Origin of the sequence: Streptomyces sp. NPDC050560 (genome assembly GCF_044457285.1) — a bacterium.
In the GTDB taxonomy this organism is placed as follows: domain Bacteria; phylum Actinomycetota; class Actinomycetes; order Streptomycetales; family Streptomycetaceae; genus Streptomyces.
Genome location: NZ_JBITGT010000012.1, coordinates 3,745 through 21,021, shown reverse-complemented (window position 1 = coordinate 21,021; position 17,277 = coordinate 3,745). Strand labels below are relative to the sequence as shown.

At 72.4% G+C, this 17,277-nt stretch carries 14 protein-coding genes and 1 pseudogene; 6 read left to right on the top strand and 9 right to left on the bottom strand.

Going from position 1 to position 17,277, the window contains the following annotated elements:
• Positions 1–71: 71 nt before the first annotated feature.
• The 8 genes from ACIBIW_RS26290 to ACIBIW_RS26255 all read right to left on the bottom strand — a co-directional run bounded on the left by ACIBIW_RS26290 (position 72) and on the right by ACIBIW_RS26255 (position 10,402).
• Positions 72–1,343: an MFS transporter gene (locus ACIBIW_RS26290; RefSeq protein ID WP_399339509.1), complete on the bottom strand. Its 1,272-nt coding sequence runs from the start codon at positions 1,341–1,343 to the stop codon at positions 72–74.
• 111 nt (positions 1,344–1,454) lie between these two features.
• The gene (locus tag ACIBIW_RS26285) at positions 1,455–3,200 is read right to left on the bottom strand and encodes a glycosyl hydrolase family 28-related protein (RefSeq protein WP_399339507.1); all 1,746 of its coding nucleotides are present in this window, start codon (positions 3,198–3,200) and stop codon (positions 1,455–1,457) included.
• A gap of 116 nt (positions 3,201–3,316) precedes the next feature.
• Entirely contained in the window at positions 3,317–4,936 is a 1,620-nt protein-coding gene (locus ACIBIW_RS26280) for a glycoside hydrolase family 13 protein (protein WP_399339506.1), read from the bottom strand.
• A 59-nt stretch (positions 4,937–4,995) separates the two neighbouring features.
• Positions 4,996–5,898 (bottom strand): carbohydrate ABC transporter permease, encoded by a 903-nt coding sequence (locus ACIBIW_RS26275; protein WP_399339505.1) that lies wholly within the window; start codon positions 5,896–5,898, stop codon positions 4,996–4,998.
• The gene (locus ACIBIW_RS26270) at positions 5,898–6,872 is read right to left on the bottom strand and encodes a carbohydrate ABC transporter permease (protein ID WP_399339504.1); all 975 of its coding nucleotides are present in this window, start codon (positions 6,870–6,872) and stop codon (positions 5,898–5,900) included. The genes ACIBIW_RS26275 and ACIBIW_RS26270 overlap by 1 nt, the downstream gene beginning before the upstream one ends.
• A gap of 6 nt (positions 6,873–6,878) precedes the next feature.
• Entirely contained in the window at positions 6,879–8,231 is a 1,353-nt protein-coding gene (locus ACIBIW_RS26265; RefSeq protein WP_399339503.1) for an ABC transporter substrate-binding protein, read from the bottom strand.
• A 338-nt stretch (positions 8,232–8,569) separates the two neighbouring features.
• Positions 8,570–9,583, bottom strand: a complete 1,014-nt coding sequence (locus tag ACIBIW_RS26260; protein ID WP_399339502.1) for a LacI family DNA-binding transcriptional regulator — start codon at positions 9,581–9,583, stop codon at positions 8,570–8,572.
• 171 nt (positions 9,584–9,754) lie between these two features.
• Positions 9,755–10,402: a hypothetical protein gene (locus ACIBIW_RS26255; RefSeq protein ID WP_399339501.1), complete on the bottom strand. Its 648-nt coding sequence runs from the start codon at positions 10,400–10,402 to the stop codon at positions 9,755–9,757.
• 354 nt (positions 10,403–10,756) lie between these two features.
• Between ACIBIW_RS26255 and ACIBIW_RS26250 the strand changes: the two genes are divergently transcribed.
• The 6 genes and pseudogenes from ACIBIW_RS26250 (at position 10,757) to ACIBIW_RS26225 (ending at position 16,148) form a co-directional block, all read left to right on the top strand.
• Positions 10,757–11,440, top strand: a complete 684-nt coding sequence (locus tag ACIBIW_RS26250; protein WP_399339500.1) for a helix-turn-helix domain-containing protein — start codon at positions 10,757–10,759, stop codon at positions 11,438–11,440.
• Positions 11,441–11,604: 164 nt separating this feature from the next.
• Positions 11,605–11,865, top strand: coding sequence for a hypothetical protein (locus tag ACIBIW_RS26245; RefSeq protein WP_399339499.1), 261 nt, complete (start codon positions 11,605–11,607; stop codon positions 11,863–11,865).
• A gap of 892 nt (positions 11,866–12,757) precedes the next feature.
• Positions 12,758–13,786: a LacI family DNA-binding transcriptional regulator gene (locus tag ACIBIW_RS26240; protein WP_399339498.1), complete on the top strand. Its 1,029-nt coding sequence runs from the start codon at positions 12,758–12,760 to the stop codon at positions 13,784–13,786.
• A gap of 377 nt (positions 13,787–14,163) precedes the next feature.
• Positions 14,164–15,249 (top strand): lytic polysaccharide monooxygenase, encoded by a 1,086-nt coding sequence (locus tag ACIBIW_RS26235; protein ID WP_399339497.1) that lies wholly within the window; start codon positions 14,164–14,166, stop codon positions 15,247–15,249.
• A gap of 122 nt (positions 15,250–15,371) precedes the next feature.
• Positions 15,372–15,608: pseudogene (locus ACIBIW_RS26230) on the top strand (alcohol dehydrogenase catalytic domain-containing protein); the annotation flags it as partial.
• Positions 15,609–15,665: 57 nt separating this feature from the next.
• A complete protein-coding gene (locus ACIBIW_RS26225; protein WP_399339709.1) occupies positions 15,666–16,148 on the top strand; it encodes a zinc-binding dehydrogenase in 483 nt (160 codons plus the stop codon).
• Positions 16,149–16,252: 104 nt separating this feature from the next.
• Here ACIBIW_RS26225 and ACIBIW_RS26220 read toward each other — a convergent pair whose 3' ends face one another.
• Entirely contained in the window at positions 16,253–17,083 is an 831-nt protein-coding gene (locus ACIBIW_RS26220; protein WP_399339496.1) for a hydrolase, read from the bottom strand.
• Positions 17,084–17,277 lie beyond the last annotated feature (194 nt).

The window sequence follows — 17,277 nt, the reverse complement described above, 5'->3', positions numbered from 1 at the left end:
CCGCACCCGGCACGACGCCGCGCCTCGTCTCGTCCCGTCTCGCTGCGTCTCCTGGTGCCTCCCGGCGCCTGTCACGTCTCCAGGCGCCGGTGGGCGGTCTCCGGGAGCCGCCAGTACACGGCCGAGGACGCCAGGCACAGCACCGCCACGTACCAGGGGAAGAGCCCGGCGTGCCCGATGTCCTTGAAGAGGGTGCCCACATAGGGGGCGGTGCCGCCGAAGAGCGCCACCGTCAGGGAGTACGGGAAGCCGATCCCCGCGGCCCTGACCCGGGCGGGGAACACCTCCGCGTTCACCGCCGCCGAGATGGAGGTGAAGCCGGTGAGCAGCACCATGCCCGCCAACTGCACCAGCAGCAGGGTGGTGAACGACCCGTCGAGGGCGTGCAGCAGCGGCACCACCGCGACCGCGAAGCCCAGCCCGAAGAACAGCAGCAGGGGCCTGCGGCCCCACCGGTCGGAGAGCCTGCCGCCGACCGGCTGCAACAGCCCGAAGAAGGCGAGCGAGCAGGTGCCGGCGAGCAGCGCGTCGCCCTTGGACACGTCGGCGTTCAGCTCGGCGTACGTGGGCAGGTAGGAGGTCCACGTGTAGTACGCGAGGGTGCCGCCCGCGGTGATGCCCGCGATCAGCAGGGAGGCGCGGGGGTGGCTGCGCAGCGCGTCGAAGAGGCCGGGGCGCTCCTCGCGCGCGGCGGCGCCGCGGGTCTCCACGGCGCCCCTTCTGATCCAGAAGCCCGCGAGGCTGAGCACACCGCCGAACCAGAACGGCACCCGCCAGCCCCAGCCGTGCATCTGCCCGTCGTCGAGGAGCCGTACGAGCAGTTCGGCGACGCCGGAGGCGAGCAGTTGGCCCGCGGTGGTGGACACGTACTGGAAGCTGGCGAAGAGGCCGCGGCGGCCCGGCCGCGCCGACTCCACGAGGAAGGTGGTGGAGGCGGCGAACTCGCCGCCCACCGAGAGCCCCTGGAGGAGCCGGGCGAGCACGAGCACCACGGGCGCGAGGAGGCCCGCCGCCGCGTAGGTGGGGGTGACGCCCACCAGGAGGCTGCTCGCGCCCATCATCAGGATGGTCACGGTCAGCGCGGCGCGCCGGCCCCGCCGGTCCGCCACGGCGCCCATCAGCAGTCCGCCCACGGGGCGCATGAAGAACCCGACGGCGAACACCGCGAAGGTGGACAGCAGCGGCACCAGCGAGTCGTCGGCGCTCTTCGGGAACACCTCGTCGGCGATGTAGGTGGCGAGGTAGGTGTACGCGTACCAGTCGTACCACTCGACGGCGTTGCCCACGGACGCCGCGAGGAGTTGCCGCGCGGGCCGCACCGCGCCCGGCTCTGTCCCTGTCATGCCCGCGATGTTCCCCAGCCGGGCGGGGCTCCACACGCCCCGCCCGGCACGCGCGTACCACCCGCCCGGTTTTCATACCGCCGTCACAAACGGGGGTGGCACGCCACGGGGTTACTGGCCGGGCTCGGGCCAGGCGTCGCAGTCGTCCCAGGTGGTGTCCCAGCCGGAGTTGCCGCCCGCGTCGTCGAGGGTGAAGGTGCCGGAGCCCGCGGGGAAGGGGCAGTTGTAGATCCCTGCGGGGCCGATGTCGGAGGCGGTGACGTTGCCGATGGTGGCCTGGCCCTGGGTCTCGGCCTGGACGACGACCGTGCCCGCGCCGTTGACGCTCGCGCCGTCCACGGTGATGTTCTTCGCGGCGAGCCCGGTGCCGCCGCCGGAGACGAACTCGAAGACGCTGTACGGGCTGTCGTTGAAGGTGTTGTCGTCGATGTTCACCTGCGCCTCGATGGCGCTGTCGTAGGAGTCGACGCGCAGCGCGCCCATGGGGTGCTGCCAGTTGGGGTTGAGGGCGCCGGTCCTGTCGAGGGTGTTGCCGGAGACGGTGATGGTGCCGGAGAGCGGGTTGAAGGGGTCGGCGAACTTCTGGTTGGAGACGGCGATGCCGCTGCCGAGGGCGTTGGTGTCGGAGACGTGGTTGTTCTCGACGGTGATGTCGGTGCCGCCGTAGATGGCGATGCCGTTGGCGAGGTTGGGCTGCGAGATGGTGTTGCCGGAGAAGCTGCTGCCGGTGTCGGGGGCGCCCAGGGACCACATGGCGAGCGAGTCGTCGCCCTGGTTGCGCAGGAAGTTGTTCCGTACGGACACGTCGTGGGCGTTGCCATTGAGGTTGAGGCCGTCGGCGGTGGTGTCCAGGATGCGGTTGTTCTCGACGACGAGGTCGTCGTTGTTCCCGGTGAGCCAGAAGCCGCACTTGAGGTGCTGGAGCCACATCCCGGACACGGAGGAGCCGGGGCCGAGGGAGCCGTTGACGAAGTTGTCGGGGCTTGAGTCGTTGCGCTCGGTGACCTCGCCGAAGACGGCGAAGTCCTTGATGTGGACGCCGCCGCTGCCGCCGGTCTGGTCGATGAAGTGCGAGGAGTGCACCACCGAGTGCCAGGCTCCGGCGCCCTGGAGGGTGACGTTCGCGAGGCCCTGGAGCGCGGAGCCCACCTGGTAGTCGCCCGGCGGAATCCACACCGTGCCGCCCTGGGCGGCGGCGATGGCGTCGCGGAACGCCTGGGCGGAGTCGGCGGCGCCGGTGGGGTCGGCGCCGTGGTCGACCACCGACACGGCGCCCGCGGGTGCCTCGGCCGCGTCCGCGACCTGCTCGAAGTCCGCGACGTCGACGGTGACGTCGCCCGACGCCTCGAAGGCGACGGTGTCGCCCTGGGCGACGTCCCTGCCGAGCAGGGTCCTGGTGTTGTCGAAGAGGTGGTGGGTCTTGGCGCCCGCGATCCAGGGGGTGTCGACGTAGGAGTACTTGGCGGTGAGCGGCAGGGTGGCGTCGGTCTTCTCGCCGTTGACGTACACGGCGAGGGAGCCGGTCTGGCCGTCGGGGACGTTGTACGAGACGTTGACCGCGTTGGCGGCCGCGGGCGCCGTGAACTCGACGCGCTGTCCCGCGCTCAGCTTCACGGCCTTGCGGCCCGACGCCTCCGAGGCGAGGGTGCCCTGGGTGTAGTCGGGTCCGACGACGGAGCCTTCGCCGCCCGCGGACTCGGCCTCGACCGAGGTGAACGGCAGGTCGGCGCCCGCGGTGGCGGCGGTGGGGGCCGCGGCCTGGGCGGGGGCCACCGCCACCAGGGTGCCGCCCGCAAGGGCGACGGCCGCGGCGGTGGCGAGGAGGCGCGGGCGGGCGCGCCGTGGTGAGGTGTGCATGGTGCTCCCCTTTCTGGGGGTTCGTGGGGGTTGCGTGGGGGTGCGTGGGGATTCGTCGGTGGGGTCCGGGGGTGGGTGCCGGTCGTGGGTGCCCGCCGTGGGTGCCCGTCGTGGGGTCAGGCCCGCAGCCAGGCCGCCGTGTCGGCGGGCAGCCTGCCGGTGTCGTCCAGGGGGCCGCTGGTCAGCAGGGTGTCGGTGTGGCAGGGCAGGGCGGCGGGGGCGGTCCCGAGGTTGACGACGCAGATCAGCCCGCCGGGCCGGGTGAAGGCGAGGACGTCGCCGCCCGCGGGCAGCCAGCTCATGGGGCCGTCGCCGAAGCCGGGGGTACGGCGGCGGAGGGCGAGGGCCCGCCGGTAGAGGGTGAGCAGCGAGCCGGGGTCGGCGGCGGCCCGGTCGGCGGCGTAGTCGGACCAGAGCGCGGGCTGCGGCAGCCAGGGCTCCTCGCGGGAGCCGAATCCGGCGAACGGCTCGTCGGCGGCCCAGGGCAGCGGCACCCGGCAGCCGTCCCTGCCGGGGTCGCGGCCCTCGGAGCGGAAGTACATCGGGTCCTGGATGCGCTCGCGCGGGATGTCCGCCTCGGGCAGGCCGAGTTCCTCGCCCTGGTAGAGGTAGACGGAGCCGGGCAGGGCGAGCGTGAGCAGTGCGGCGGCGCGCGCCCTGCGAGTGCCGAGGGCCAGGTCGGTGGGGGTGCCGAAGACCTTGGACGCGAACGAGAAGGAGGTGTCGGCGCGCCCGTAGCGGGTGACGGTGCGGGTGACGTCGTGGTTGCACAGCACCCAGGTGGCGGGGGCGCCGACGGGGGCGTGCTCGGCCAGGGTCTCGTCGATGGAGGCGCGCAGTTCCGCGGCGTCCCAGGGGCGGGCGAGGAAGTTGAGGTTGAACGCGGTGTGCATCTCGTCGGGGCGCAGGTAGCGGGCGAACCGCTCGGCGTCGGGCAGCCACACCTCGCCCACGAACACACCGCCGTAGTCGTCCGCGACGCGCCGCCAGGACCGGTAGATGTCGTGGAGTCCGTCCCGGTCGACGAAGGGGCTGGGGTCGCGGCCCGGGACGAAGTCGGGCATCGCGGGGTCCTTGACGGGCAGCACCGCCGAGTCGATCCGCACACCGGCGACGCCGCGGTCGAACCAGAACCTGAGGACGTCCTCGTGCTCCTGGCGCACGATCGGGTTCTCCCAGTTGAGGTCGGGCTGCTCGGGGGTGAACAGGTGCAGGTACCACTGGCCGTCGTCGACCCGGGTCCAGGTGCCGCCGTCGAACTCGGATCGCCAGCCGTTGGGCGGGAGTTCACCGTTCTCGCCGCGGCCCTCACGGAAGTGGAACAGGTCGCGCTCGGGGCTGCCGGGGCCGGCGGCGAGCGCCGCCCGGAACCATACGTGCTGGTCGGAGACGTGGTTGGGCACGATGTCGACGATGGTGCGGATGCCCAGCTCCCCGGCCTCCGCGATCAGCTTCTCGGCCTCAGCGAGGGTGCCGAACGCCGGGTCGATGGTGCGGTAGTCGGCGACGTCGTAGCCGCCGTCCCGCATCGGGGAGAGGTACCAGGGGCTGAACCAGAGGGCGTCCACGCCGAGGTCGGCCAGGTACCGCAGCCTGCTGCGGACGCCCGCGAGATCTCCGGTGCCGTCGCCGTCGCCGTCGGCGAAGCTGCGGACGTAGACCTGGTAGATGACGGCGGAGCGCCACCACCGGTCGTCCTCGGAGCGGGGTTTCTGGGCAGGGGAGGGCTGTCCCACGGTGCGTGCCTTTCGGAATGTGCCGTTGGTGGGGGCAGTTGGCGGGCGGTCGGGCGTAGTCAGCCCTTGGTGCTTCCGGCGCTGATGCCTGCGATGATGTGGCGTTGGAAGATCAGGAACATCACCACCATGGGGATGCTCGCGATGACCATGGCGCCCAGTTCCACCGGGAGTTGGATGTTCCGGGAGAGCTGCACCAGCGCGACGCTGATCGGCATCTTGGTGGTGTCGGGGAACACCATGAGCGGCCAGAGGAAGTCCTGCCAGACGGCGACGAGCGCGAAGATGGACACGACGCCGAGCACGGGCCGCGACATCGGCAGGACGATCGACCAGAGGGTGCGCAGCCTCCCGGAGCCGTCGATCTCGGCGGCCTCCAGCACGTCGCGGGGGATCTGGTCGAAGAACCTCTTCAGGAGGTAGAGGTTGAACGCGTTGGCGACGGCGGGCAGCCAGATCGCCAGCGGGTTGTCGAGGAGGCTGGTGTGGATCAGCGGCAGGTCGGCGACGGTGAGGTACTTGGGGACGACGAGCGCCTGCACCGGCACCATCAGGGTGGCCAGGATGCCGCCGAGTACGACCTTGCCGAAGGCGGGCCTGAGTTGGGAGAGCGCGTAGGCGGCCGCGGTGCAGAACACGATCTGTAGCAGCCAGGCGCCGGCGGCCTGCACCACGGTGTTCCACAGGTGCTGCGGTAGCTGCATCAGGTCCCAGGCGTCGGTGTAGCCGTCCAGGGAGGCGTGGTGCGGCAGCAGTTGGGGCGGGGTGGCCACGACGTCGGTCGCCGACTTCATGGCGCCGGTGGCCATCCAGTAGACGGGGAACAGGAAGGCGGCCGCGAAGAGCAGGACGACCAGGCAGAAGACGGTCCAGTAGACCGCCCGGCCGCGGGGCCTCGCCAGGGTGAGCGGCGAGACCAGGGTGCGTACGGCGCGTTCGGCGCCTGCGGTGTCGTACGCCATCAGTCCTCACCGCCCCGGGTGAGGCGCAGATAGGCCGCGGAGAAGAGGCTCAGCAGCACGAGCAGCAGCACGCTGAGCGCGCAGGCGCCGCCGAAGTCGTGGTAGATGAACGCGTACTTGTAGATGAGGTAGAGGACGGTGACGGTCGAACTCTCAGGACCGCCGCCGGTGATGACGAAGGGCTCCGTGAACACCTGCATGGTGGCGATGATCTGAAGGAGCATCAGCATCAGCATGATGAACCGGGTTTGCGGGATGGTGACATGGCGCACCCGTTGCAGGATGCCGGCGCCGTCCAGCTCCGCCGCCTCGTACAGCTCCCCCGGGATGCCCTGGAGGGCGGCCAGGTAGATCAGCACGGTGCCGCCCATGTTGGCCCAGGTGGCGACGATGACGAGGGAGACAAGCGCGGTGTCCGCGCCGTTGGACCAGTTGGAGGTGGGCAGGTGCAGGCCCCGCAGGGCCTCGTTGGCGAGGCCGCCGCCCGGGTCGTAGAACCACTTCCACAGCAGTGCGCTGACCACGGGCGGGATCATCACGGGCAGGTAGACGACGACCCGGAAGAAGGCCCTGGCGTGCCGGATCTCGTTGAGGACGAGCGCCATCACGAACGGCACGGCGAAGCCGAGGAGCAGGGCGAGCACGGTGAAGGTGAGGGTGTTGCGCCAGGCCGCGCCGAACTCGGGGTCGTGGAAGACCTGGGTGAAGTTGTCGGTGCCGACCCACTCGGGGGACGATCCCGGGGTGTACTTCTGGAAGGCGATGATGACGGCGCGTACCGCCGGGTACCAGGAGAACAGCGCGAAGCACAGCACTCCGCCGATCAGGAACGCCCAGGCGCGTGACTGGTCGGCGAGCTTCCTGCGCAGCGGCGAGTCCTGGCCGCGGCCCGCCGCGGGCGCGCCCGGGGCGGGCGGTGCGGGCGCGGCGGGCCGTGGACCGGCCGCGGGGGCCGGGTTCTCTGCGGTCTTCATGGTGGGTCAGCCCCGGGAGAGAACGCTGTCGATCTTGCTGGAGGCGTCCTTCAGCAGGCCGTTCACGTCGGCGTCCTTCTTGGTGAGCACGGCGGACACGGCCGCGTCGAGGACCTGGTAGATCTGCTGGGCGTTGGGCGGTTCGATCTTCAGGTCGAGGTTCTTGTTGCCTTCCAGGAAGAGCTGGTAGTTCTCCTGGGGGACGTTGGCGCTGGCCTTCTTGAGCTGGAGGTCCTTCGCGTCGGCGGCGCCGTCGAAGAGCCGGGGCTCGGGCAGGCCCACGGGCCCGTCCTTGGACTTGGTGCGGGCGTAGTTGTTCTGGTAGCCCTGCCCCGGGGTGAGGAAGTTGTACTCAAGCCACTTCAGACCGGCCCTGATCTGCTCGGGGCTGTCCTTCTTGTTGAACATGTAGCCGTCGCCGCCGAGGAGGGTGGCCTTGCCGCCCGGCATGGGGCCGATGGCGATGTCCTTGTAGTTGCCGCCCTTCTCCTTGACGAGGATGGGGATGTTGTCGGGGGCGGCGAGGTACATCCCGAGCTTTCCCGAGCCCATCATGAGCTGTACGTCGTTGAGGACGAGCAGTTGCTTGCTGCCCATGGAGTCGTCCTTCCAGCGCATGTCCTGGAGCGTCTGGAGGACGGCCCTGCCCTCGGGGGTGTCGACGTTGGCCTTCTTGCCGTCGGGGGTGACGACGTCGCTGCCGCGGCTGTACGTCTCCGCGGTGAAGTGCCAGCCGCCCTGGCCCTGGGCGCTGTAGTCCGCGTAGCCGACGGTGCCGTGGCCGAGACCGGCTATCTTCTTGGCGGCGGCGCGGATGCCCTCCCAGGTCGTCGGCGGCTTGTCGGGGTCGAGCCCGGCCTGCCGGAAGAGCTTGCGGTTGTAGATGAGGCCCATGGAGTAGCCGGTGCGGGGCACGCCGTAGACCTTGCCGTCGACGGTGTACGTGTCCCGTAGCTGCTTCTGGATGGACCGGTAGCTCTTCATGTCCTTGACGTACGAGGTGATGTCGGCCGCCTGGTCGATGTCCACCACGTGCTCGACGTCGGTGAAGTACGTGTAGAACACGTCCTCCATCTGGCCTCCGGCGAGTTTGGCGTCGAAGGTCTGGGGGTCCTCGCAGGGGAAGGCGTCGCGCGCGGTGACCTTGATGTCCGGGTGCTTCGCGGCGAACGACCTGAGGTCCTGCTCGAAGAACGACCGGTCGATCTTGGCGCTCTTCGGCGGCTCGCAGTTGACCGTGATGCCGGTCTTGCCGTCCGCGCTGCCCCCGTCGTCCCCTGAGCCACAGGCCGCGACCGCGGTGAGGGCGAGGGCCGTGGCCATGGTGGCGGTGGTGCGGCGAAACCCGGGACTTCTCATCGGTGGACCCCTCGGTGGGCGGGTGGTGTAGACGCGCGGCAGCACTGCGGCGCGGCAGCGCGCAGGACGACGGCGGTGCCGTGAGGCGCGCCCTGCCGTGGTGGCGCCCGCCACTCAACCATCCCGGCCAGGAGTCCGCAATATGTCGCGCCTATCTTGTAAATATTGAACAGCCGGGTGCCGTCCGGTGCGGGTGCCGGCCCCGCCTCTTTCCCGCAAGCCACCGCAACGGGGCGCAAGGCGGCGGCTCTTGGCATGAGTAAGCCCCGCCGGAGCGGAGCCCGGCGGGGCTGTGGACGCGCCGCGGTAAGAGGGCGCGCCGGGGAGGTGAGGTGGGGTCAGGAAGCCTTGGGGGCCTGCCCGGTGGAGCCGCGCACCACCAACTCCGGTTCGAAGAGCAGTTCTTCCGCGGGCACGGTGCCGCCGCCGATCTGTGCGTACAGCATCTCGACCGCGGCCCTGCCCATCGCCTCGATGGGCTGGCGCACGGTGGTGAGCGGGGGCTCGGTGCAGTTCATCAGGGCCGAGTCGTCGTAGCCGACCACGGAGACCTCGCCGGGCACGGAGAGGCCGCGACGGCGCGCCGCCCGTACGACCCCGAGGGCCAGCGGGTCGCTGGCGCAGATGAACCCGGTGACGCCCTGGTCGAGCAGCCGGGTGACGGCCGCCTGGCCGCCCTCGATGGAGAACATGGCGCGGGCCACGTGCGCGTCGGGCAGTTCGCCGCCCGAGGCGGAGCTGATGGCGCGGGCCGCGGTGAGCTTGCGCTGTGAGGGCATGTGGTCGCGGGGGCCGAGGACGAGCCCGATCCGCTCGTGCCCGAGCGAGGCGAGGTGGCGCCACGCCTGCTCCACGGCGACCGCGTCGTCGCAGGAGACCCCGGGGAAGCCGAGTCTGGCGATGGCCGCGTTCACCAGCACCACCGGGATTCTGCGGTCGGCGAGCTGGCGGTAGTGGTCGTGCGGGGCGTCGGCCTGGGCGTAGAGGCCGCCGGCGAAGACCACCCCCGACACCTGCTGCTGGAGCAGCAGTTCCACGTAGTCGGCCTCGGACACCCCGCCCTTCGTCTGGGTGCACAGCACGGGGGTGAGGCCGAGTTGGGCGAGGGCGCCGCCGATCACCTCGGCGAAGGCGGGGAAGATGGGGTTCTGCAACTCGGGCAGCACCAGCCCCACGAGCCTGGCCCGCTCACCGCGCAGTTGGGTGGGCCGCTCGTAGCCCAGCACGTCGAGGGCGGACAGCACCGCCTGCCGGGTCGCCTCGGAGACCCCGGGCTTGCCGTTCAGCACCCGGCTGACCGTGGCCTCGCTGACCCCGACCTTCTTGGCCACCTGAGCAAGTCGTCGCGTCATACACGCAAGAATAGCGCAAGCATTTGCAAGGAGCTTGCGGGGTGGGCGGGACGCCCGGCCAGGCGGTCAACTGGCGTGGTGCGGAAGGGAGTCGGAGGGCGCCGACGCACTCACCTGCCGCCGATGCGGGCGTGCGCCCGGAACCGGCCCGGCGCCGTCGTGGCAGTGCCGTCAGCCCCCGGCGGGCACCGCCCGCAGATGTCTCCGGCTGCCGTGCGGCGCCCTGCGCGGGCGCTCGCGCAGCACCAGTGTCAGATGCCGGTACCCCATGCCCTCCAGGGCGCGGGGCGTCGCGCCCACCACCCGGCAGTGCGTGTGGCCCCACCGCGGGTCGGGGTGGCGCAGCGGCCGTACGGAGCCGTCGTGCTCCACGGCGCGCTGCCCCACCGCGCGCAGCCAGTGCGGCAGCCCCTGCCGGTACGCCGCCTCCATGATCGGGTCGCGTGCGATCTCCCGCCGCACCGACTGGAGCACACCGTCCTTGGGGTGCTCCTCCACGGCCCGCGCGAAGTGCGCCAGCATCGGCAGGCACCAGCTCGCCTCGTGGTCACCGAGCACCCTGCCCGCGTCGGGGTGGAAGAGCACGAACCGCAGGAAGTTGTCGTCGGGCATCGCCGTGGGGTGCGCACCGACCTCGCCGAAGAGCGCGTCGAAGGCGGAGTTGGCGAGCACCACGTCCCAGCGGTGGTCGAACACAGCGGAGGGGAAGGGCACCGAGTTGACCAGCAGCTCGTAGTCCCTCAGATAGGCGAGGGCGCCTGGGTCCCGCGGGTCGCCGGGCGCGGCACCGCGCTCCCGGCCTCCGGCCCGGTGTGCCATCGGGACGTCACCCCCATCACCGTTCCGCCCGCCCCGCGCCCGCCTCGGCCGCCGGTCCGACGGATCATCACACCCGCGCGGCGATCCTTCTGCCACCGCGCGGTCATGTCAATTATCGTGGCATTCAAGGCTCCTTGACGCCGTAATCGCGCCACAGTTGTGGCGAATCCTGGCTGCGGCGCGGGCCAGCCGTTACCATCACCCAGAGTTCCCCGCCCGGAACGTTCGGTCACGGCGCCAGGGCCGCCCCGCACCGCACCGGCACCGCGCCCCCACCACCACCTCCGCGCGGACGGACGCACACTCCCACCCCACCCCCGCGGCCCGCGGCGCGACTGAGGAGAGGAACCACCGGTGACGGATGACTTCTCGGTTCCCGACGCGTCGGCCGACGGCCCGCTCACGGCCGTGCAGGACCGCGTCACCAGCCTCGTCGAACGGCTCGGCCTCAGCGGGCGCGAGGCCGCCGAGGTCTTCGACCACCGGCGCCTGTCGACCGTCTCCGGGGTCCCCGAGGAGCGGGTCGGCGCGCTGCTCGCGGGGCGCCCGGTGCGGGACACGGATGTGCAGACCCGCTTCCTCCAGCGCATCGAGCTGCTGCGCCGCACCCGCAGGAAGCCCAACGGACGCCCCTGCACCCAGCAGGAGATCGCCGACGGCGCCGGGATGTCGCGCCAGCAGGCGGGCGCCCTCATCAACGGCGACCGGCGCCCCACGATGGAGCACTGCGCCGCCATCCAGCGCTTCTTCGGGGTGCACGCCGGCTTCCTCACCGCCGAGGACACGGACGCGCTCGCCTACGCGCTCGCCGCCACGGAACGTGACCTGCTCCAGCGCCTCGACCGCGAGGAACGCGGCCCCGGCGCCGCCGCCGACCCGCTGCGGGAACTTTTGCGGCGGCACGGCGTGCGCGACATCGCCTGGCGCGCGGCCCAACTCCCCACCGACCAGCACCGCGAGAAGGTCGCGGAGTGGCTCGACATGCTGCTGGAGAGCGTGACCCCGCGCCGCGACCGGGGCCCCGACGAGCCCTCCTGACGACCGGCCGCCCGGCCCGTACGACGCCGCGCGCGCCAAGAGCGGCCACCCCCGCGGTACCTGACGGGGGGGTCGATGTCAGTGCCGGGCGGCATGCTGGGGGGCGCGGTGGCCTGACCGGGTCCCGCCGCCCGTCCGCCGACCCGCAGCACCGGGAGCGCCCCATGGACCAGACCCACACCGTCCCCGCCCTCACCCCGCGCGAACGCGCCGCGGCCCAGGCGTACCTGCGCCTGCTCGGCACCGTACGCGCGGCGTTCCGCACCGCCCCGGAGAGCGCCGCACCGCTCGCCGTGCCACCGGCCGCCCTCAAGGAGGCCGAGGAGGCCCTGACCGCCGCCGGGCTCAAGGGAAACGAGCCGAGATTCTTCACCCTGCTCCTGGGATACGCGGGCGGGGGCGGGGCGAGCCGCGGTACGGGGTAGGGGGCGGGGGCGATGTGCCGGTTTCACCCCCCGTCGCACTCCGCCGCGCCGCGCCACAGGGCGCCGTACCGCCGGAACCCACTCCCCCGCTTTGCTGCAACCGTTGCCACGGGCCGCGCGGCGCCGCGGGGGTTTCCCTGAGCCGTACGCGGCGGGCTCCGCGGGCGTCTGGTTTCGGCCGCCGGGCGCCCCCGGCGGGCTCCCGCCGGGGCCGCCCGCCCCTGTGCCACGCCCTCCGCCGTGAACTGGTAGGACTGAACTCGCCGCACCCGCCCTGATGACGGTCGGGGCCGCGGGACGGTACGGTCCGTGATCGCAATCACCTCGTTCCGCAGGCCGCCGAATATGGTGGAGCGCGGTGACCGGCAGGTAATCTGGAACGGCTTCCAGAGTCCGTACGCAGGCGCGATGGTCACGGGGTCAGGAGGCGGCTCCCGCGGTCGGGGAGGGCACCGGGAGTCGGGGCGGCGACCTCGCGGACGGTCGGCATGTCCGGCCGGACGAGGTCCGCGGGGAAGGCGCCGGGGCGGCAGGGAAGGATGCGTGTTCGCGGGTGAATACCAAGGTGCGGCCAGGAACGGACCGGGGATTCCCAGGGGGACGCCCCGGGGCGGCGCCGTCGGCCCGCGGTGCGGGACCACTGGCCGGGGCCCTTGCGCGCTCGCCGCGCACCGCACGGCCGGACCGTTGCGCGGCGTACGTGGGGTTTCGCCAGGCACCCCGGTGCGGGCGCTCGGGCACCGGGCGCGTCCGAGGGCGCGGGGAGGCGCGGTGAGCCCCGCCAGGCGTACGCGGCGGCTGCGCGGGCACCCCCGAGGAGACGGGGTGGCTTGAATGTGCTCCGCGCGCGAGGCGAATGACGACGCAAATCCCTGTCTCTGATGGAGAACCGGTGAAAGATCCTGCTAAGGCCCCCGCGGGGCGCGCGCCGACGCTCGACGAGGTGGCGAGGGCGGCCGGAGTCTCCCGGGCCACGGCCTCCCGCGCGATCAACGGCCTGCCGTACGTCAGCAGCAGCGCGCGGGCGGCGGTGGAGGAGGCGGTACGCAGCCTCGGCTACCGCACCAACCAGGTGGCGCGCTCCCTGGCGACCAAGCGCACGGGCTCCGTCGCGCTCGTCGTCTCCGAGTCGGAGAAGTTCGTCGTCAGCGACCCCTTCTTCGCCCGGGTGATGCGCGGGATCTCCGGCGGCCTCGGCGACAGCGGGCTGCAACTCGCCCTCCTCATGGCCAAGGAGCAGTACGGCGAGGAGGGTTCGCTGCGCTCACTGCGCGAGGGCCATGTGGACGGGGTGCTGCTGGTGAGCGTGCACGGCGGGGACACCCTCGCCGGCCAGCTCCTGGAGTCGGGGCTGCCGCTCGTCGTCGGCGGGCGCCCGCTGACCCGCGGCGACGTCCCCTACGTGGACGCGGACAACTTCAACGGCGCCAGCATGGCCGCCCGCCACCTCATCGACACCGGCAGGCGCCGGGTCGCCACCATCGCCGGGCCCCGGGACATGGCCGTCGGCATCGACCGGCTCAGCGGCTGGCGCCGCGGCATGGCCTCCTCGGGTCTGCCCACCGACGCCGTCGAGCACGGCGACTTCACCATGGAGAGCGGGGAGGCCGCGATGCGGCGGCTGCTGGAGTCCCACCCCGACCTGGACGCCGTCTTCGTGGCCTCGGACCTGATGGCGGTCGGCGCGATGCGGGTGATCCAGGCGTCCGGACGCAGCATCCCGGGCGACGTCGCCGTGGTCGGCTTCGACGACTCCGACATCGCCGAGATGGCGAGCCCGCCCCTCACCACGATCCGCCAGCCCATCGAGGAGCTGGGCCGCACGATGGCGTGGCGCCTCCTCGCCCAACTCGCGGGCGACCCCGACCTGCCGCCGTCCATCCTGCTCCCCACGGAGTTCGTGGGCCGCGCCACGACCTAGACACCGGCGCCCGTCCCCGAAGAGCTGCGCAGCCCGCCCCGCGCGGCCCCACCAGGAGCCTCGCACCCCCGCCGGGGAAGCACGGGCCACCGCAGCCTCAACCCGGCTGGCTGGCTTGGGCGTTGGTCGCCCCGCTGCCCCGTGCAACCGCTTCCAGGACACCTCCCGCGAACCCGGCACGCTCCGTTTACACGCGCGTGACCCCTGGGTATCGTAATCCTGGAAGCGCTCCCAGCCTTCGTCGGCGGATATGTCATGCCTGCGACAAGCACTGCGGGCCGAGAGCCCGAGGCTTCCACTCACCCCACCCAGGCGGCGCCCCGCCACGGTCCGGCGGCGGCGGAGCCCCCCTGGGGACCTCGCCGAAAGGTAACGACGTGCGAAGACGAAGAAGACTCTCGCTGCTGACCACCCTTGCCACCCTGCTCTCGGCCCTGGGGCTGCTCCTCGTCGGGCAGGGCTCGGCGCAGGCGCACGGCGTGGCCATGATGCCGGGCTCACGCACCTACCTCTGCTACAAGGACGGCCTGGCGGGCGGCAACGGGGCGATGAACCCCAAGAACGCCGCGTGCAAGGCGGCCGTGGCGCAGAGCGGGACCAACTCGCTCTACAACTGGTTCGCCGTTCTGGACTCCAACGCGGGCGGCAAGGGCGAGGGTTACGTCCCCGACGGCACCCTGTGCAGCGCGGGCGACAAGTCCCCGTACGACTTCTCCGGCTTCAACCTGGCCCGTGACGACTGGCCGAGGACGCATCTCACGTCCGGCTCGACGATCGGGTTCGAGTACAGCAACTGGGCGGCGCACCCGGGCGACTTCCGGGTGTACATCACCAAGCAGGGCTGGTCCCCGACCACCCCGCTCACCTGGTCAGAACTGCAACTGCTGGACACCGTCAGCAACCCGCCCCAGGAGGGCTCGGCGGGCCAGGACGGCGGCCACTACTACTGGGACCAGGCGCTGCCCTCGGGCCGCACGGGTGACGCGCTGATCTTCGTGCAGTGGGTGCGCTCGGACAGCCAGGAGAACTTCTTCTCCTGCTCCGACGTCGTCTTCGACGGCGGCAACGGCGAGGTGACCGGCGTCGGCGAGACGACCACCACCCCGCCCGACGACCCGGGCGACCCCAGCGACCCGGGGGACGACCCGGGCATGGGCGCCTGCATGGCCGTGTACAACGTCACCAACGAGTGGTCGGGCGGCTTCCAGGGCGAGGTCGAGGTCATGAACCACGGCACGTCCCCGCTCAGCGGCTGGACGGTGAGCTGGAAGCCGGGCGACGGGGTGAGCATCAACAGCGCCTGGAACGGCACCCTGAGCACCGCGTCCGACGGCACGGTGTCGGTGACCAACGCCGCGTCGAACGGCACGGTGGAGGCCGACAGCGAGGTCACCTTCGGCTTCACGGCGACCTCGTCGGGCAACAACTTCCCCATCGGCTCGATGAGTTGCAGCAGCCCCTGAGGCGGGCGCACCCCCGGGAGGGGGTGACACGGCGCTGACACCCCCGCCCGGCTGAAGGCCGCGGCCACCGGCTCCCCCGGCGGCCGCGGCCATGCGCGTGCCCCTCCCCCGGCCCCGGGGAGGCACGGGTGCGGATCGAGGCGATCGGCCTGAACAGGGCCGAGGCGCTGTTCCGCGCCGACCGCTATATCGAGCGGGTGCGGCGGCTGCCCGCCCGGCTCGGCAACGAGGCCGCCGGGGTGGTCGAGGCGGTGGGCCCGGGGGTGGCCGGCTTCGAGGAGGGGCAGGCGGTGAGCGTCGTGCCCAGCTTCTCGCACAACGACTACGGCGTGTACGCGGAGCGCGCCCTGGTCCCGGCGGGCGCACTGTTGCCCCGCGGCCCGGGGGTGGACGCGGTGACGGGCGCCGCGGTGTGGATGCCCTTCCTCACCGCGTACGGGGCGATGGTCGCGGTCGGCGGGGTGCGGGCGGGCGCCGCCGAGGTGGTCGTCTCGGACGAGGAGGACGTGCCGGCGCGCCTGCTCGACCTGACCGGCGGCCGGGGCGCCGAGTTCGTCTTCGACGCCGTCGCGGGGCCCGGCGTCGCCGCGCCGGCGCGGGCGGTGGCCCCGGACGGCACCGTCTTCCTGTGGGGCGCGCAGAGCGGGCAGCCCACCCCCTGTCCCGGTTTCGATCTGGGCATGCCCGCGCTGAACCTGCGCACGTACACCATGCTGGAGGTCACCGGGGACCCGCGAAGGATGTTCCGCGCGACCGCCTTCATCACCTCGGGGCTGCGCACCGGGTCGCTGAGCGCGGTGGTGGACCGGGTGTTCCCGCTGACGGAGATCGTCGAGGCACACCGCTCCATGGAGGCCAACGAGCAGTTCGGCGAGATCGTTGTCAGCACCATGGCGTGATGCCCCAACTGACCTGGAGCAGTGGCCGTTTGGGGCCGATACGGGAGCCCGTTCCCCCGCGTTGTCGGGGCGGGGGAACGGGCTCGGTGCCGTACGGCCGGGGCTCAGTCGCAGCCGAGGGGTGCCGTGCCCACCGCGACATCGTCGAACCAGAGGGTGTCGTCGCCGTCCGCGTAGCTCTCCCAGCCGAGCCGCAGGTCGGTCGGGGCGGGCGACCAGCCGCCCCTGGCCAGCCACTGCTGGTCGACGTCCGGCGTCGGGGTGCCGTCGGCGACCAGGCCCTCGACCTCGGTGCCGTCCACCCAGGTCGCCAACTGCCCTGCGGACTCGTCGATCTGGTACTCGACGCAGGACCAGGTGCCGGTCGGCAGCGGGATGCTCTTGGAGACGCCCACCGGGCTCTGCGCGGGCAGGGTCGCGTCGTCGGACTCGCGGTTCCACTGGAGCGCGCCGTTCTGCCCGCCCATCCTGAGGTCGCGGTCGTTGTCGTTCGGGTCGTGCATGGCGGCGAACGCCACGTGCCCGGCGGGCAGCGCCGTGCTGTGCTTGATCCAGAAGCGCACATACAGCGAGGCGGAGACGGGGACGTCGGTGATGTCGGTGCCGACGAACGCGTGGTTGCAGTAGCCGGTCTTCCCGTCCACCCGGATGGAGGTGGTGCCGCTGTGCGCCTCGGTGGAGTCGACGGTGGCGGCGCCGGTGCCCGAGCAGTCGCGGACGTCGGTGTTCCAGCGGCCGGAGGGTGTGGTGCCCGTCTGCGACTCGAAGTCCTCGCAGAAGCCGCCCGCGGCCGTACAGTCCGCCGCGGTGGAACCGGCGCCCGCGGCGGCCGGCTGGGCGGTGAGTCCCGCGGCGGCCGCCGCGGTGAGGGCGAGCGCGGCGGTGAGGACGGCCGGGGCGCGGCGGCCCGTGCGTGCGGTGCGGCGTGACGCCATGGGAACCTCCGGGGTCGTGGGGGCGGTGCGGTGTCCAGGGGCGGTGTGCGTCGTGTGCGGTGACGGGCCCGGGAGGCGGTCCTGGCCCGTCGGCCGGAGAGGTGCCGCCGGGGGGGGGGGGCCCCCCCCCCCCCCCCCCCCCCCGGGGGGGGGGGGGGGCGCCCCCCCCGCGGGCGGCCCCCGCGCGCCCCGCG

What these genes read in the sequence shown, in the direction of transcription:
- ACIBIW_RS26245 (WP_399339499.1), top strand. Translation starts at nt 11,605, where the DNA reads ATGGACCAGACCCACACCGTCCCCGCCCTCACCCCGCGCGAACGCGCC.
- ACIBIW_RS26225 (WP_399339709.1), top strand. Translation starts at nt 15,666, where the DNA reads ATGCCCTTCCTCACCGCGTACGGGGCGATGGTCGCGGTCGGCGGGGTG.
- ACIBIW_RS26265 (WP_399339503.1), bottom strand. Translation starts at nt 8,231, where the DNA reads ATGAGAAGTCCCGGGTTTCGCCGCACCACCGCCACCATGGCCACGGCC.
- ACIBIW_RS26220 (WP_399339496.1), bottom strand. Translation starts at nt 17,083, where the DNA reads ATGGCGTCACGCCGCACCGCACGCACGGGCCGCCGCGCCCCGGCCGTC.
- ACIBIW_RS26260 (WP_399339502.1), bottom strand. Translation starts at nt 9,583, where the DNA reads ATGACGCGACGACTTGCTCAGGTGGCCAAGAAGGTCGGGGTCAGCGAG.
- ACIBIW_RS26285 (WP_399339507.1), bottom strand. Translation starts at nt 3,200, where the DNA reads ATGCACACCTCACCACGGCGCGCCCGCCCGCGCCTCCTCGCCACCGCC.
- ACIBIW_RS26275 (WP_399339505.1), bottom strand. Translation starts at nt 5,898, where the DNA reads ATGGCGTACGACACCGCAGGCGCCGAACGCGCCGTACGCACCCTGGTC.
- ACIBIW_RS26255 (WP_399339501.1), bottom strand. Translation starts at nt 10,402, where the DNA reads ATGGCACACCGGGCCGGAGGCCGGGAGCGCGGTGCCGCGCCCGGCGAC.
- ACIBIW_RS26290 (WP_399339509.1), bottom strand. Translation starts at nt 1,343, where the DNA reads ATGACAGGGACAGAGCCGGGCGCGGTGCGGCCCGCGCGGCAACTCCTC.
- ACIBIW_RS26270 (WP_399339504.1), bottom strand. Translation starts at nt 6,872, where the DNA reads ATGAAGACCGCAGAGAACCCGGCCCCCGCGGCCGGTCCACGGCCCGCC.